Below are 16,659 nucleotides of genomic sequence, written 5' to 3'. Positions count from 1 at the left end.
CCCCACGGACTGTACATACACTGCCCACCCCGCCCGACGCCACACCAACCCACGCCCGTCAGCTCATCCGGTAGAGCATCGCGACGCAGCGAGCGGAGATCGCTTCCTGGCGGCCGATGGGACCGACTTTCTCTCCCGTCTTGCCTTTCAGACCCACGCGGTCACCGGCGACTTCGAGGATCTCGGCGATCCGTCGGCAGATCAGCTCGACGTGGGGGGCCAACCGCGGCTGCTGGGCCAGCACGACGCAGTCGACGTTGACCAGCTCCCAGCCCGCTTCGCGGACCTGGAGCATCGCTTCGACGAGGAATTCGGCGCTGTTCCGGCCGCGATTCTCCTCGGCCGTATCGGGAAACAGCCGGCCGATATCTCCCAGGCTCGCTGCCCCGAGCAGCGCGTCGACGATCGCGTGCAGCAACACGTCGGCGTCGCTATGACCGACGGCGTGAAAATCGCAATCCAGGTCGACTCCGCCGAGCCGCAGCGGTCCGCCCAAATCCAGGCGGTGCGTGTCGTAACCGAGGCCGACGCGGAAGTCGGGCGGCCCGTCGGGCGTGAACTGCGATCGTTTCATAAAGCACCCTTGGTTCGGTGAGCGGTAAAACCAGCAAGCACCGTATCGTCTCCGCCAGCCCCCCAAAGGCAAGCCGTCTCCTGACTCAATCGCCCGGAAGGCTTTACAATCGCCTGAGGCGACAGCGTCACTTTCTCGGGCAGTGCCCTTCCATAGCGTTGCCCGCGCACAGCCTTACCGGCACAGTCGTTTACTTACGGGCACAGTCGTTTAACGGCAAGCCGCAGGCGTCGGTGTTCTAAAAAGCAGTCGCCTGCGGCTTGCCGTTAAACGACTTTTCCGCGACCGTTTTCCTGCGAATTCCAGCCCCCCAACATCGAAGCAGCGGCCGCCATGCCGATCATCGAGGTCGAAAATCTCGTCAAGTCGTATCGGGTTTACAAAAAGCGTGAAGGACTCGGCGACAGCATCCGCGGACTCTTCCGCCGTGAATTCCGCGACGTGCAAGCCGTCCGCGGGATCGATCTGACGGTCGAGCAGGGGGAGTTCGTGGCGTTCCTCGGTCCGAACGGGGCGGGGAAAACGACGACGCTCAAGCTCCTCTCCGGCGTGATCAACCCGACCAGCGGCCGAGCCACCGTGATGGGCTACGTGCCGTGGGAACGCCGAAACGAGTACCGACGCCGCTTCGCCCTGGTGATGGGACAGAAGAACCAGCTCTGGTGGGATCTTCCCGCACAGGAATCGTACCGGCTGCACCAGCAGATCTACGGGATCAGCCACGACGAATTCAAACGCTCGCTGGACGAACTGACCGACCTGCTCGGCGTCCGCACGCTGCTCGGTCAACCAGTCCGGGAGTTGAGTCTGGGCGAGCGGATGAAGATGGAGCTGATCGCCGCGCTGCTGCACAGCCCCGACGTGCTGTTCCTCGACGAGCCGACGATCGGGCTCGACGTGATCGCCCAGCACAAGATCCAAACCTTCCTGCGGTACTACCAAGAGAAGCGCCAGATCACGATCCTGCTCACGAGCCACTACATGAAGGATATCGCCGCGCTCTGCCGCCGCGTGGTGATCATCGCCGGCGGCCAGATCAAATACGACGGCTCGCTGGCGGGCATCGTCGATCGCTTCTCGGGAAGCAAAATCGTGACGCTCCAGTTCGCGGCCGGAAACCAGCCCGCGGACCTGATGCGGATCGGCGAAGTCCTCGATACGAACTGGCCCAAAGTCCGCCTCAAGATCGCCCGCGCCGACGTCCCGCTGCGGTTAGCCCAAGCCCTCAGCGAGTACACGATTGAAGACGTTTCGGTCGAGGACCCGCCGCTGGAGAATGTGATCGCCGACATGTTCAACCAAGTCGAGGAGGAATCGGCGGCCGCCCCCGAGGCGGCATCCGGGGGAGCCGCCACTCGCAAAGCCAACGCGGAACATGCCGCTAAGGATCTCAGCCGATGACAGCCGCCACCGTCAACCACGCGGGACCGGAGCATCCGATCCGCAACCGCCTGCTCACCTGGTGGACGATCCTCCGCATCGCCCTGGAAGAGCGTCTGGTCTATCGGGGTGATTTTGCGCTCGGCACGCTGATGCGTTTCCTGCCGATCATTACCCAGATCTTCCTCTGGTACGCGGTCTACGATTCGATCGGCCGGACGGCCAGCGGCGAGTCGCCGGAACTCGGCGGTTACCGATTTGCCGACATGGTTGCCTATTACCTGATCACGATGATCGGTCGCGCTTTCAGCAGCATGCCCGGACTGGCGAGCAACGTGGCGCTGCAGATTCGCGAAGGGGAAATCAAACGCTATATGATCCAGCCGGTCGATCTGATCGGCTTTTTGTTGCTCACGCGGATCGCCCACAAGCTGGCCTATTATACGATTGCGATCTTCCCCTTCGCATTCGTCTTCTATCTGTGCCGCGACTATTTCACCGATGGCTGGCCGCCCGCTCCCCAGCTGATCGCGTTCTTCGCGACTTTGATCATGGGATTCCTGATCGGCTTCTTTCTCGAAGCCACGATCGGCATGGTCGGATTCTGGTTTCTCGAAGTCAGCTCGCTACTGTTCATCTACATGCTGTTCAGCTTTTTCCTCAGCGGCCACATGTTTCCGCTGACGCTGCTGCCCGATTCGATCGAGTGGTTCGTGCAACTGTTGCCACTCAAATATCTCGCCTATTTCCCAGCCGCTGTCTTTCTGGGCAAGATCCCTCCGGAAGAGCTGCCGATGGAGATGGCGATCCAGGCCGGCTGGCTGGCGTTCTTTATCATCACCTGCCGGCTGACCTACGCCGCGGGCGTCCGTCGCTACAGCGGCTTTGGAGGCTGAACATGGCCACGACGACTCGCCCTCCCAGCCCGAACTATCTGCGAGTGTTTGCAACGTTCGCCCGCAACAGCTTGGTGCGAGACATGACGTTTCGCGCGAACTTCCTCTTCCAGTGCCTGACGAGCGTCTCGTGGGCCCTGATGAATGTGGGCTTCTATCTGATCATTTTCCAGTACACCGGCTCGATCGGCCGAAACACCGGCTGGCGTGAAGAAGAGTTCTTCTTGTTTTTGGCGACCACCTGGTTCATCAACAGCATCGTGCAAACGTTCTTCATGCCCAACGCGGAAGAGTTTAGCGAGCTGATTCGCACCGGTGGATTGGATTTCGCCCTTCTCAAACCAATCGACACACAATTCCTAATCTCGTTCCGACGAATCGACTGGAGCAGCCTCTCGAACTTCGCCGCCGGTCTCGTGATTGCGGTGGTCGCCATGTATCGGCTGATCCACCGCGAACAGGATCCGTACGAGTTCTCCGCAGTGGGACTGCTGCTGTATGTGCTTTTCGTCGCCTGCGGCGTCGTCATCATGTACAGCCTGATGATCTGTCTGAGCGCCACCAGCATTTGGTTGGGGCGAAACCAAACGCTCTACAACTTCTGGTTTTATATCACCAACTTCAGCCGCTACCCGATGGAGATCTATCAGACCGGATGGGGCTGGGCTCTGTGGGGGCTGTTTACCTTTGTCATTCCGGTGTTGGTGGTGGTCAATGTTCCAGCGCGGATTCTGGTCGAACCTCTCGACCCTCGCCCCTGGTGGGAACTGCCACTCGCCCTGTACGCGATCTTCGCCACCGGCCTGAGTCTCCTGGCCAGCCGCTGGGTCTTCAAAAAAGCCCTCTCTTCCTACCGCAGCGCCAGCTCGTAGACAGAGTCGCCATAGTCGCCTTTCGCTCCGCGAAAGTAGCGATTCTGCGCAACTTTCGCGGAGCGAAAGGCGACTATGTCAAACCACTCGCACTAGCGCGACCTCCGTTGCGCCGAGCGTCTTTTCCAGCCACGGCGCGATCGCGGTGAAAGTTTGCGCGTAGCCGGTGCGAAATCCCGGGCTCTCGGCGGCGACTTGGATCCCTAGCGGCACGCCTCCAGCGACCACCGCCGCTCCCGAACTGCCCGGGCCGAACGGAGCAGGGCCAAACGGAGCAGGGCGGGGCGGTTTCGGGCCTGCCGTGGAGCCCGCTGAAGGGCCGGGTGAATCGTCGGCGATGTACTGCACCAGATGGTCGAGGCGGCCGAGCGAGGGAATCGTCAGCTGCGGCAGATACATCGCAAATCGCCACCGCTCGATCGTGCCGGGCCCATGCACATACCCGCTCGCTCCTTCGCGAATCCACTGCGACAGCTCATCCGGCTCGGCGGACCGCAGCGGCCCCGCCGCGGGCTGGGGCAGAAAGCCGCTCAGCCACAGACGGTCGAGTCCCGTCTCGACCACGGCCGCGTCCGGCCCACCCGGCAAGCGGCCCGCAGCGACCAGGCTGCCTTCGATCAACCGAGGCCCCTCGCCGCACACGATCGCCCGTTCTGCCCGAGGTTGGGGTGCCCGTGGTTGGGGTCCCTGAGATCGGGGTCCCTGTGATCGGGGTGCCCGAGGATTGACGACGTCAGCACCGGAGCGGCGCCGCTCAAAGAGGTGGGCGACCGTCAGCAGCCCCCACCGCCAACGAGGGTCGTCCGGATCGTCACGGCTCGGCGGTGGCGGAGTCGGAGTGCGGGTGGTCCAGCGGAGCACGACTGCGGCGGTCGCCACTTCGCGGCGGTCGAACAAGCGAACCCCGACCGGACGCGGCGGAGCGCCTTCGACGATGTCGGTGGTGAACTCCAGCTTGCGGAACTTGCCAGTGGACGGGTGACGCAGCCGCACGCGGGCGACCGGAGGGATCCGCCGCGGTTCGGGAACCGCGGCTTGCTTCTGCCGGACGACGAAGCGAGCCGCTAAGCCGGGGAGGAATGTTCCGCCCCGCAGCTTGGGCCCGAACCCGACGGCCAACAGGTTTGCCGCGTCTCGCTTCGCCGCCTGGCGCTCGAGGCTCCGCTGCAGCTTTCGCAGATCGTCGAGCGTCAGTCCTTCGAGATCGGCCGCGTCGACCGGGTACGTTGTGGACAAGGAACCGGCACCTCATTCGACTTCGACGTCGGCCACTGCCCGCGGCAGCCAATCGCCGAGCCGCTCGAGAGCCAGGCGCCGGATCGACTCGTTCGCAACCGCGTCGCCCGCCACGTCCGGCTCCATCCGCACTCGCACGCGGAGGACTTCGCTCGCCTCGCGGTTTTCCCACTCCGCGTGAACGCTGCGGACCGACGGATAACTCCGCTGCAACTCGTCCCGCAGATCGAGTTCAATCCGCGATGCGGCCGCCATCGGCTCGGGGGCCGCCATCGGCTCGGGGGCCGGTGGGGCAACGTGCATCGGCTGGGCGGTTGCGATGGAAGTCGTCACCGCCGCGTGCTCCGGTGGAACCGCCATCGCCAGCAGCGGTTTGAAAACCATCCGCCCCCCCTCGAACGTCAACCCGTACAGCGGTGAGTTTGGATCGCCGCAGCAGGCTCGTTCGACCCCGCCCATCAAGGTCGGACACGACTGGTAGGGCAGAAAGCCGACGTAGCGAAAACCATACAACCGTTTGCGACCGCTCGGGTCGCGGCCGATCACCGATTCGTAGAACCCCAGCGGCACGTCGGTCGCGGGAACGGTGAACTCGATCTCCGGCGCCTCGCTCGCCTCGGCGGCGGTCGGCACGATTCCGCTGACAGCTTTGATCAGATCACCGGCAGCCGAGAGATTTTCGTCGGTTTGGCTGTCCAGTTCCTGATTGATCTCGGTCAAATTCCAGCCGTCTTCGAGCGTCAACGAAACATCGGCCAGCCCCAGTCCCGGCCGCACGTCGACCGCATACTCTTCGGTGAAGTCGGGCAGATACTCGAGAGTGATCGTCACCAGTCCCGGCTCGATGCGAGAAGCATCTTTGGCGACCTGGATCTCGGCCGGAACCACTTTCAGGTAGGGCTTGGGGCGGTAGTAGCGAATGCCGTTCGTCTCGACGGTCGGATTGGCGGTGACGCGAATCCGCGGCCCGCAGCCGGGGGCTGCCAACAGCAGCGCTACGATGCAGGCGGTCGCCAAGATTGGTTGAGGGGCCATCTCAGGAAGCTCCGCGGGAACGATCGGCAACATCAGTCCGGCCACCGACCCTCCGCCATCGTGGGGGTCCGGTGGTACCTGTCGTATCGGACGATCGGTATCCCCTCACCGCAGGGAATTGCTCGAGCGACCGAGTCGTGACGGTCACGGCGAGTCTGCGGGCTGACGTAAGAGTGGGGAAAAGTTTGACAGCGGCGGCAGGCGGCCTTAGCTTGAACGGTATGCCGTGCAGGCCACGGTCCCGCCCGCTCGTTTCCGCATGCGGTTTTCAAACGAGCTACCCCCCACACGCCCGCCAGTTGTTTGCAGCTCGGTCGGCCGCGGGGAGGATCGGCGGTGTCAGACCCCGACCTTTGTTTGACACCGGAGCTCCGCCTCATGCGTGCCCAGCTGCCGCATCGCGACTGCGCCACGAGTCGTTCTCACTCGTTTCTGTTGCTCGTCGCCCTGGGGCTCGCGAGCGTTGCCTCGCCAGCCAGCGGCGATGAACCGGCCGCGGCCCCCGCAACCGACGCGGCGGCCCCCCCAACCGACGCCGAGGCACCCGCAACCGCCGCTGAGGTACCGGAGGCGAGCCCGCGGAAGATCAGTTTCGTCGCCGACGTGCAACCGATCTTTGCTCGCCACTGCGTGGGCTGTCACCAAGCGGCCAAACCGCAAGGCGAGCTAGTAATGACGGACTTTGCCGCCCTGCTCTCCGGCGGCGAGTCGGGGCAAGCGGCGATCGTCCCGGGCGATCCCGCGGCGAGTTATCTCATCGAGCAGATCACGCCGATCGATGGCGTCGCTGCGATGCCCGTCGACAAAGCTCCCTTGGCGGCAGCCGAGATCGAGACGATCCGGCAGTGGATCCTCGCTGGGGCCCCTAACGATTCCCCGGCCGAGAGCGGCCCCACTTACACGTCCGAGAATCCGCCGGTTTACAGCCGCCCGCAATCGATCCCGTCGCTCGACGTCGCGCCGGATGGGAAGCTGCTGGCGGTTGCTGGGTTCCATGAAGTGCTGTTGGTCGATCCGGCCGATGGTCAACTGAGCGGGCGGCTGGTCGGGCTGAGCGAGCGGATCGAGTCGGTCCGATTCAGCCCCGATGGCCAGCGGCTGGCGGTCGCCGGTGGGCACCCGGCCCAGCAGGGCGAGATTCAGATTTGGAACGTCGCCGAGCGGTCGCTCGAGCTCTCCGCGACCTTTACCCATGACACGCTCCGCGGGGTCAGCTGGTCGCCCGACGGCTCGATGGTCGCCTTTGGTGCTGCGGACAACGCGGTCCGAGCGATCGACGCGGTGACGGGCGAGCAGCGTCTGTTCCAAGGGGCGCACGAAGACTGGGTGCTCGGCACCGCCTTCACCTCGGCCGGCGATCACGTGGTTTCGGTCGCTCGCGACATGACCTGCAAATTGACCGAGACGGCGACCGAGCGGTTCATCGACAACATCACCTCGATCACTCCGGGAGCCCTTCGCGGCGGCCTCTCGAGCATTGTCCCGCTCCCGGGGCGCGACCAAATCTTCGTCGGTGGAGCGGACGGCGTCGCCAAGATCTACCGCGTTTTCCGGCAATCGGCTCGGCAGATCGGCGACGATGCGAACTTGCTTCGCCAATTCCCCGAGCTCCCCGGGCGGCTGTTCAGCGTCGCGGTCAACGGAGATGCCACAAAATTCGCAGCGGCCGCGACGCTCGACGGTCGGAGCGAGATTCGCGTCTGGCAGATGGAGATCCCGACCGAGGTCCCCGAGGAAATCCAGGCGATCCAAGCCAAGCGAGTGATGGCTCGCACCGCCGAGGAGATTCAGAAGCTCGAGGCGTTCCTCACGCCGCCGCCGGTCGAATTGGCGCGGCTGGAGCTGGACGATACGGCGGTCTACGCAATCGACTTTCTCGACGCCGACCGCTTGGTCATCGCGGGCGGTGATGGCCAGATCCGGATGCTCTCGGCGAGCGGTCAGGTGGAGCGGACGTTCGTCGCCGCGCCGGTCTCCGAGGCGGGGCCGACTGCGACGAGCCTTGCGTTCGATCCGGCCGCCTGGGCCGAGCGAGTCGCTGAGCAGGCAAAACAAGCGGCGGCATCCGACCCGGCGACGCAAGAGACCGCGCCTGCCGCGGACCAGATCCGCTCGCTGCAGGTTTCCCCCGAGTCGATCGAGCTCGCCGGTCCGTTCGCCTACGCGCAACTGGCCGTGACAGCGGAGCTCGCGAGCGGCGATCGCGTCGACGTGACCCGCACCGCGACGCTCGAAGCGCCGCCGATTACCAGCCTCACGCGCGAGGGGCTGGCACGGCCGGCCGCTGCGGGCGAAGGTGTGCTGCGGATCTCGATCGGCGAGCATCAGGTCTCGGTCCCGGTCCGCGTCGCGCTCGACACGCCCAACACTCTCATTACGCCTGCCGGTGCCTCGCCCGCTGCGGCGGTCGACTTCATTCGCGACGTCAATCCGGTCCTCACCCGGCTCGGCTGCAACCAGGGCACCTGCCACGGAGCTCAGAAAGGCAAGAACGGGTTCAAACTTTCGCTCCGCGGCTACGATCCGCGGTTCGACATCCGGGCGTTGACCGACGATCTGGCTTCGCGGCGGATCAACCTCGCCTCGCCTAACGACAGCCTGATGCTGCTCAAAGCGCTCGGCCGCGTGCCGCACCAAGGCGGCGCACTGGTCACTGCGGGCTCGCCCCAGCACGGAATCCTGCAGAGCTGGATCGCCCAGGGTGCGTCGCTGAACATGAACAGCAGCCGAGCCGAGCGGATCGAGATCCTGCCGCAGAAGCCGACGATCTCCAAGGCAGGCCAGCGTCAGCAGGTCCGCGTCGTGGCCCACTATGAAGATGGCAGCACTCGCGACGTGACCCACGAAGCGTTCGTCGAAAGCGGCAACACCGAAGTGGCGACCGCATCGACCAGCGGCGTGCTGACTTCGCTCCGCCGCGGCGAAGCGGCCATCCTCGCCCGCTACGAGGGGAACTACACCGCGACGACGTTGACGGTGATGGGAGACCGCGAGGGATTCGCCTGGCAGGAGCCCGAGACGTACAGCGAAATCGACCGCTTGGTGGCTGCCAAGTGGGAGCGGATGAAGATCATCCCCTCGGAACTCTGCGACGACGCCACCTTCCTCCGCCGCGTGTACCTCGACTTGACCGGGCTGCCGCCGACAGCCGACCAAGTCCGCGCGTTCCTCGCCGATGCGACGCCGACTCGCCAAAAACGCGACGCGGTGGTCGATGCGCTGATCGGCAGCCCCGAATACGTCCAGTACTGGACCAACAAGTGGGCCGACCTCCTGCAGGTGAATCGCAAGTTCTTGGGAGCCGAGGGAGCCGCCCAGTTCCGCCAGTGGATCGAGCAGGCGGTCGCGGAAAACCGTCCCTACGACGAGTTCGCTAGCCAGGTCCTGACCAGCACCGGATCGAACAAAGCGAATCCGGCCGCTTCGTATTACAAGATCTTGCGGACCCCCGAAGAGACGATGGAGAACACGACCCATTTGTTCTTGGGGATCCGCTTCAATTGCAACAAGTGCCACGACCATCCGTTCGAGCGTTGGACGCAGGACCAGTACTACGAGACCGCCTCCTTCTTCGCTCGCACTTCGCTCCGTCCCGATCCCGCGGGGGGCGATGCCAAGATCGGAGGCTCGGCGGTCGAGGGAGCCAAGCCGCTCTACGAAGAAGTTTTTGACGCGGCCGAAGGGGAGCTGCTTCACCCGCAGACCAACGCTCCGGTCGAACCGGCCTTTCCCTACGAGTGCGACTTCACCGCCTCCGAAGATGCGACTCGCCGCGAGCGTTTGGCGGCCTGGATCACTTCGGCCGACAATCCCTACTTCGCTCGCAGCTACGCCAACCGTGTCTGGGGCTACCTCACCGGCGTGGGGCTGATCGAACCGGTCGACGATATCCGAGCGGGCAATCCGCCGACCAATCCGGAGCTGCTCGATTACCTGACCGAAGAGTTTATCTCCAGCGGCTTTGACGCCCGCCATCTGATGCGTCTGATCTGCACCAGCCGCGTCTATCAGCTGTCGGTCGCCACGAACCAGTGGAACGCAGACGACCGGCTGAACTACTCGCACGCGCAACCACGCCGGCTTCCGGCCGAGGTCCTCTACGATGCGATCCACCGCGTGACCGGATCGGAGACAGAGATTCCCGGTGTGCCAGCCGGAACGCGAGCCGCGGCGCTGCCCGATGCGGGGGTCGAATTGGCGGACGGTTTCCTGGCAAATCTGGGACGCCCGGTCCGGGAAAGCGCCTGCGAATGCGAGCGTTCGAGCGACCTGCAATTGGGCCCAATCATGGCGCTCGTCAGCGGACCGACGGTCGGCAAAGCGATCTCGGACGAGGCCAACGATCTGCCCGAAATTGTGACGGCGATCGAGGACGATGCGGCGCTGGTTGACGAGCTGTTCCTGCGGATTTTGAATCGCCCCCCGAGCCCGCCGGAGCTGGAGGCGTTCCGCCAAACGCTCGATTCGATCGACGACGACCACCGCTTGCTCGCCGACCGATTGGCCGAGCGTGAAGCGTGGTGGGCGAAAGAGCTTCCCCGCCGCGAGCAGGCTCAGCAGGCGAGCATCGCCGAAGCCAAACAAAAGCTGGCCGACCTGCTCGCCGAGATCGCTCCAGAACAGGAGCGGCTCGCAAACGAACGGGAAGCTCGGATCGCCGCGGCCGAAGCGGGATTGAAAACCGCTCGCGAGCAGCTGCAGGAACGAAGCAAAAAGTGGGAGACCGATCACCAGGCCGCGACCGAATGGTGGCCGCTCAAACCCACGGCGCTGGCCGCCAGCAGCGGAGCCAAGTTGCAGCTCGCCGCCGATCGCTCGATCTCCGCGTCCGGCAACAAAGACAAAGGGACGTATACGATCACGGTCGATACGCGGCTGGACGGGATCCGCGGCTTCCGGTTGGAGACCTTGCCCGTCCCCGAGCTTCCCGGCGGTGGTCCCGGCTTCCCGACCAACGGCAACTTCGTGGTCACCGAGTTCGAGGTCACGGCAGCACCGCTGTCGGATCCGAGCAAAGCGGTCGCGGTCAAAATCGAGAGCGGCAAAGCGGACTTTACCCAAGATAGCTTTGGGATCGAGCAGGCGTTTGACGAAGTTCGCGACGACCAGCGTGGCTGGGCCGTCTCGCCGACCGGAGGCGTCGTCCACTGGGCGACCTTCAAACTGGCCGAACCGATCGCGCACGCCGAAGGAACGCGATTGACCTTTACCATCCACCAGTTCCACAACGCGGCGGAGCACCGCTTGGCCCGCTTCCGGCTGAGCGCCACGACCGACGACGGTCCGCTCCCGCTCGGGATGAGCGAGTCGTTGGCCGCGTCGCTCTCGGTTCCCGCCGCCGACCGCAGTGAAGCGGACCTCAAGCCGCTGCTCGACTATCTGGAGAAGACCGACGCCGGCATTCGCGAAGCCAACGCCACGCTCGCCGCGGCTCGCGCTCCGGTCCCCAAGGATCCCCGGGTCACCGCCATCGAGCGGAGCATCGAGGAATTGTCGGCGCCGCTCCCCTTGGATGCCGCGCTCGCAGGGCTTCGCTCGGACTTCGAGCAGAGCCAGGAGCAGCTGAAAAACCTCCGGCTGACTGCCGCGGAGGATCTAACGTGGGCGCTGATCAACAGCCCCGCGTTTTTGTTCAACCGTTGAGCGCTGCCCGCTCGGTTCTGTCAGAACCCCCTGAGCCGCCACCCTCCTCCCGGGAGGGTCGCGAGGGACGAGCGGGGAGGGCGACGCGCGACGTAGAGCTTCCACACCCCTGGATTCAGCTGGCCCTCCCCGGGCCTGAGAGCCCGACCCTCCCGAGGGGAGGGTAATGGTGAAACAGAGTGTTCTGACCGAGGCTAGCGCCTACGGCTCAGGAGATCGTGTCTCGTATTCCCCTGCGATGGACAACTGCGTCCGTCGCGTCCGCCATCCTCGGAGCCGACGATGTTATCCTTCAAAGGTCCGGTCGCTCGCGATTTATGTGATCCGCATTTGCGGCCGTCCCGCCGCGATTTCCTGCGGGTCGGTGGAGCTGGCACGCTCGGCCTGTCGCTCGGATCGATGCTCAACTTGCGAGCTCGAGCGGCTGAAGCGGCGATCGGCGGCGGTCCCGGCTGGGGCAAGGCCAAAAGCATCATCATGGTCTATCTGCAGGGCGGTCCGAGCCACATCGACCTGTGGGACCCCAAGGAAAACGTCCCCGACAACGTTCAGAGCGCCTTCAAGCCGATCAGCACCAAGATTCCCGGGATCCAATTCACCGAGAACCTGCCGCGTCTGGCCCAGATCAACGATCGCTTCACGATGATCCGGTCGATGAGCTATACGCCCAACGGCTTGTTCAACCACACCGCGGCGATCTACCAGATGATGACGGGCTACACGACCGACAAGGTCAGCCCGTCGGGGCAACTGGAGCCGCCAAGCCCCAAGGATTTCCCGAATTTCGGCAGCAACTTGATCCGCCTGCGGCCACTCGACGAACCGATGCTGCCGTTCGTCATGCTGCCCCGGCCGCTCCAAGAGTCCAACGTCGTCGGCAAAGGGGGCACCGCCGGCTTCCTCGGCAAGGCGTACGATCCGTACACGCTGTATCCCGACGGCGACGATATGGATATGGACAAGATGAGCCGGATCAAGATCGACGATCTGCGGCTCCGGCCCGAGGTGTTCAGCATCCGGCTGCAGCGGCGGGCAAAACTCCGCGAGCTGCTCAACGCCCAGATGCCCGAGATCAACCAAGCGGTCGAGTCGTTCGAACTGGACGAGTACTACGACCAGGCACTCTCGCTGGTCGTTTCGGGTCGCGCCCGCGAAGCGTTCAACCTCGAAGCCGAGACGGTCGCGATGCGGGAACGCTACGGACGCAACACGTTTGGCCAAAGCTGCTTGCTAGCACGGCGACTGGTCGAAGCGGGGACGCGGGTGGTCGAGGTGATTTGGCCGAAAGTCGCCAACAGCGACAACCATTCGTGGGACCATCACACCGGGCTGACCGAGCGGATGCGGAACCAGTCAGCGCCGATGCTCGACGCCGGTCTTTCCGCATTGCTTGAGGACCTCGACGAGCGGGGGATGCTCGAGGATACGCTGGTCGTCGCCGTCGGCGAATTCGGCCGCAGCCCGCAGCGGGGCGTCAGCACCAGCGGCAATGGGAACAGCGACGATGGCCGCGACCACTGGCCCTACTGCTACACCGGGATCATCGCCGGAGCGGGAACCAAACGTGGATACGTCCACGGCAAGAGTGACAAGACGGCCAGCGCGCCGCTGGAAGATCCGGTCTACCCGGGCGAACTGCTGGCAACGATCTACCACAGTTTCGGGATCGACCCCGAAACCATGGTCTACAACCACTTGAACCAGCCGCGGGAACTGGTCAAAGCCCACGCGGTGACCAAGCTGCTCAGCTGAATCCGCTGCGTATGAGGCGCAAGACGCTTTAAAAAAGTCTGATACGCCACCCTCCCCCCGGGAGAGTCGAGCGTCAGCGAGGGGAGGGAGAGCGATCCCCAACGACTGCGCCGCAAGTGAAGTTCACCGTTGCGGCGGGCCCTCCCCGGGCCTAAGAGCCTGACCCTCCCGGGGGGAGGGTAAGATTGCTCCCCGCCCCGCTTGCCGCCGGGCCGTGGGGATTCTACCAATGATGCATGCCCGCACAGTCATCCCGTAGCCGTTTTTCGAAGTACCGCCAAAAGGTGCGCGAGCGCCAGCGGTCGAAAGAGCCCGTCCCCGCTTCGCCGCATGGCAGCGGAGCGGGCGGTTCGCGGAAGCTCGGAGAGCGACAGCGGGGGTTCCTCGAACTGTTCGGCGAGTTTTGGCGATTGCTTCGCGGCCACCGTCACCAGGTGGTCGCCTCGCTGGTGATTCTGACCGTCGCCGTGCTGCTGCGGTTGATACCTCCGGCGGGGACCAAGCTGGCGATCGATTCGGTGCTGACCGACCCGCCTCGGCCGCTTCCCGATTTTCTGCAAGGCTGGCCGCTGCCGAGCGACCCGATGGGGTTGCTGGTGGCGATCGCGGTGCTGGTGACGGTCGTGACCGTAATCGCCACGGGAATCAATCTGTGGGGACGGTGGCTGGCGACGAAGACGGTCAATCAGACGCAGGTCTCGATTCGCCGGCATGTGTTTCAGCATGCCATCCGGCTGCCGCTGGGCGATGTCTACAGCCTCAAGAGCGGCGGTGTGGCAAGCCTGATTCGCGAGGATGCGGGAGGCGTCGCCGACCTGATCTTCAGCATGCTCTACAATCCGTGGCGAGCGATCATTCAATTCATCGGCAGCCTGATCATCCTCACGCTGGTCGATTGGAAGTTGATGGTTGGTGGGCTGCTGTTGCTGCCGGCGGTCTGGTTCTCCCACCGCACCTGGATCTCCCGCGTCCGGCCGCTGTATCGCGACATTCGCCGCCAGCGGCAGGCGATCGACAGCGGGGCGACCGAGACATTTGGTGGCATTCGAGTCGTCCGGACCTTTGCCCGCGACCGCAGCGAGACCGGCCGCTTCGTCCGCGAAGGGGACTTCATGGTCCGCCAACAGCTGTTCACGTGGTGGTGGACGCGGACGATCGAGATCGTCTGGGAGGTCTTGATCCCACTCGCCTCGACCGGCCTGTTGCTCTACGGCGGTTACCAGATTCTCAACGGCGAGTTGACGCTCGGCGATCTGATGATGTTTTTGGTCTACCTGACGATGCTGCTCGATCCGCTGGCGACGTTGGCCGGCAGCGCCGTCACTTTCCAAAACAACCTCGCGGGGCTGGACCGCGTCCTGGATGTGCTCGAGCAGGACCGGGAACTACCGACGCGTCCCGGGGCCGTGACGCTCCGCCGCGGCGAAGTCCGAGGCGAGATCTCGATCCGCGGCGTGAACTTCTCCTATCCAGGAACCGAGGCTGCGGTCCTCCAAGACCTGAACTTGACCGTCCGAGCGGGGCAAACCGTCGCCTTGGTGGGTCGGAGCGGGGCAGGGAAGACGACGCTTACGAATCTGATCGCACGCTTTTACGATCCCACTGCCGGATCGATCCAGCTCGACGGCCGGGATCTCCGCGATATCGAACTGGAGAGTTACCGGCGGCTGCTGGGGATCGTCGAGCAGGACGTGTTTTTGTTCGACGGCACGATCCGCGACAACATCGCCTACGCGCGTCGTGGAGCCAGCGACCAGGACGTTTATGCCGCTGCCGAAGCGGCTGCGGCAACCGAATTCATCGAGCGGTTGCCCGAAGGGTTCGATTCGTGGATCGGCGAGCGGGGCGTCAAACTCTCCGGCGGCCAGCGGCAGCGACTGGCCATCGCTCGCGCAATCCTGGCCGACCCCAAGATCTTGATCCTCGACGAAGCGACGAGCAACTTGGACAGCGAGAGCGAACGCTTGATCCAAGAGAGCCTCGCGGTGCTATTGAAAGATCGGACCGCCTTCGTCATCGCTCACCGGCTCAGCACCATCGCCGGAGCCGATCAGATCGTCGTGCTCGAGAATGGCCGGATCCTCGAAGTCGGCACGCACGCCGAGCTATTGATCCGCAACGGCCGCTACCGAGACATGGTCCACCTCCAAATGGCCAGCAACGAATCACCTGTCGCCAAGTAAATCAATTCTCGCGCGCAAGGAGCCGCAATGTGGCAGCCCTGGGTATCCCTCAAGCGAGAGCCGAGCGAACGACACGTTTCCACTCCAGCTTATAGCGTTTGAAGTTCAAAAGCAGAGCGAGTTGCATCTCGGTGATGTTGAGGTAGCCGAGCATTTGAGCCATGTGAGTTTCGGTAAACGCAGCAACGACTTTCGGGTCGACAATCACGAGTTCATCGACCAGGAGATCCGGAATGAGTGTACCGATCCACTCTCCTTCATAATGGACTGAGAACTGTCGCTGCTGCTCGATGCGATGTCCACGTCTTTGAAGCTCGATGACCAAGGCGTTCTCGTAAATCTTCTCATCCAATCCTGGACGAAGTCTGTTTAGCACCTTCATGGCCGCCCCAATAATTGCCTCACTCAGATCCTGATAAAGAAATTCACTCGACATCCGACGCACCTTTTCCAGGGTAGGACCCAAAGCAAAAAGCCCGAGCCACCAGAGAGACTAGCCAACGCGGCCAGACCTGCACGCGAGATCACTATCGGAAGTGGTCAAGCGTCTCCCGCTGCAACCTCCCCCCCCCTGCATCCCCGACCGTCTTCTCAATCCAGTAAAGACAGCGACCGCAGATCACACGGAGAACGCAGATAGTCCAGAAGGACACGCACACTCCCATCTGCGACATCCGCGTTATCCGTGGTCCAACTTCCCACGCTGCAATCGCCACCATCCTGCCTCCCCAACCGTCTGCTCGGTCCAGGAAGGACCACGACCGCAGATCACGCGGAGAACGCAGATATGCCAGAAGGACACGCACACTCCCATCTGCGACATCCGCGTTATCCGTGGTCCAACCTCCCACGCTGCAATCGCCACTACGCTGCATCGCCAGCCGTTTGCTCGGTCCAGAAAAGACAACGACCGCAAATCACGCGGAGAACGCAGATATGCCAGAAGGACACGCACACTCCCATCTGCGACATCCGCGTTATCCGTGGTCCAACTTCCCACGCTGCAATCGCCACCACGCTGCATCGCCAGCCGATTGCTCGGTCCAGAAAAGACAACGACCGCAGATCACGCGGAGAACGCAGATAAA

Annotated in this window: 10 protein-coding genes; 6 read left to right on the top strand and 4 right to left on the bottom strand. The window is 63.8% G+C overall.

Annotated features, from left to right (window positions below; genetic code table 11):
- Positions 1-58: 58 nt before the first annotated feature.
- Positions 59-574 (bottom strand): 2-C-methyl-D-erythritol 2,4-cyclodiphosphate synthase, encoded by a 516-nt coding sequence (gene ispF / locus GNK13_RS17580; RefSeq protein ID WP_164103861.1) that lies wholly within the window; start codon positions 572-574, stop codon positions 59-61.
- Positions 575-907: 333 nt separating this feature from the next.
- On the opposite strand from ispF, the gene GNK13_RS17575 reads away from it, so the two are divergent.
- Genes GNK13_RS17575 through GNK13_RS17565 form a run of 3 tightly spaced genes read left to right on the top strand, consistent with a single transcriptional unit; the run spans position 908 to position 3,722 of the window.
- The gene (locus tag GNK13_RS17575; protein ID WP_164103860.1) at positions 908-1,975 is read left to right on the top strand and encodes an ABC transporter ATP-binding protein; all 1,068 of its coding nucleotides are present in this window, start codon (positions 908-910) and stop codon (positions 1,973-1,975) included.
- On the top strand, positions 1,972-2,850 hold the full coding sequence (locus GNK13_RS17570) for an ABC transporter permease (RefSeq protein WP_164103859.1): 879 nt from the start codon (positions 1,972-1,974) through the stop codon (positions 2,848-2,850). The genes GNK13_RS17575 and GNK13_RS17570 overlap by 4 nt, the downstream gene beginning before the upstream one ends.
- 2 nt (positions 2,851-2,852) lie before the next feature.
- Positions 2,853-3,722: an ABC transporter permease gene (locus GNK13_RS17565; protein WP_164103858.1), complete on the top strand. Its 870-nt coding sequence runs from the start codon at positions 2,853-2,855 to the stop codon at positions 3,720-3,722.
- 78 nt (positions 3,723-3,800) lie between these two features.
- Here the strand turns inward: GNK13_RS17565 and GNK13_RS17560 are convergent, their stop codons facing one another.
- Both GNK13_RS17560 and GNK13_RS17555 read right to left on the bottom strand, forming a co-directional pair.
- Positions 3,801-4,958, bottom strand: coding sequence for a hypothetical protein (locus GNK13_RS17560; RefSeq protein ID WP_164103857.1), 1,158 nt, complete (start codon positions 4,956-4,958; stop codon positions 3,801-3,803).
- 12 nt (positions 4,959-4,970) lie between these two features.
- Positions 4,971-5,993: a hypothetical protein gene (locus GNK13_RS17555; protein WP_164103856.1), complete on the bottom strand. Its 1,023-nt coding sequence runs from the start codon at positions 5,991-5,993 to the stop codon at positions 4,971-4,973.
- 378 nt (positions 5,994-6,371) lie between these two features.
- Between GNK13_RS17555 and GNK13_RS17550 the strand changes: the two genes are divergently transcribed.
- From GNK13_RS17550 to GNK13_RS17540, 3 genes are all read left to right on the top strand, one after another.
- A complete protein-coding gene (locus GNK13_RS17550; RefSeq protein WP_164103855.1) occupies positions 6,372-11,636 on the top strand; it encodes a DUF1549 domain-containing protein in 5,265 nt (1,754 codons plus the stop codon).
- Between the two features lie 282 nt (positions 11,637-11,918).
- Positions 11,919-13,388, top strand: coding sequence for a DUF1501 domain-containing protein (locus GNK13_RS17545; protein WP_164103854.1), 1,470 nt, complete (start codon positions 11,919-11,921; stop codon positions 13,386-13,388).
- A gap of 236 nt (positions 13,389-13,624) precedes the next feature.
- Entirely contained in the window at positions 13,625-15,571 is a 1,947-nt protein-coding gene (locus tag GNK13_RS17540) for an ABC transporter ATP-binding protein (protein WP_164103853.1), read from the top strand.
- A gap of 49 nt (positions 15,572-15,620) precedes the next feature.
- Here the strand turns inward: GNK13_RS17540 and GNK13_RS17535 are convergent, their stop codons facing one another.
- Positions 15,621-16,007, bottom strand: coding sequence for a GxxExxY protein (locus tag GNK13_RS17535; protein WP_164103852.1), 387 nt, complete (start codon positions 16,005-16,007; stop codon positions 15,621-15,623).
- Positions 16,008-16,659: the final 652 nt, after the last annotated feature.

The organism is Candidatus Laterigemmans baculatus, assembly GCF_010367455.1.
Lineage (GTDB): Bacteria > Planctomycetota > Planctomycetia > Pirellulales > Pirellulaceae > Laterigemmans > Laterigemmans baculatus.
The sequence above is the reverse complement of the archived record's forward strand: the minus strand, read 5'-3'. Positions and strand labels throughout refer to the sequence as shown.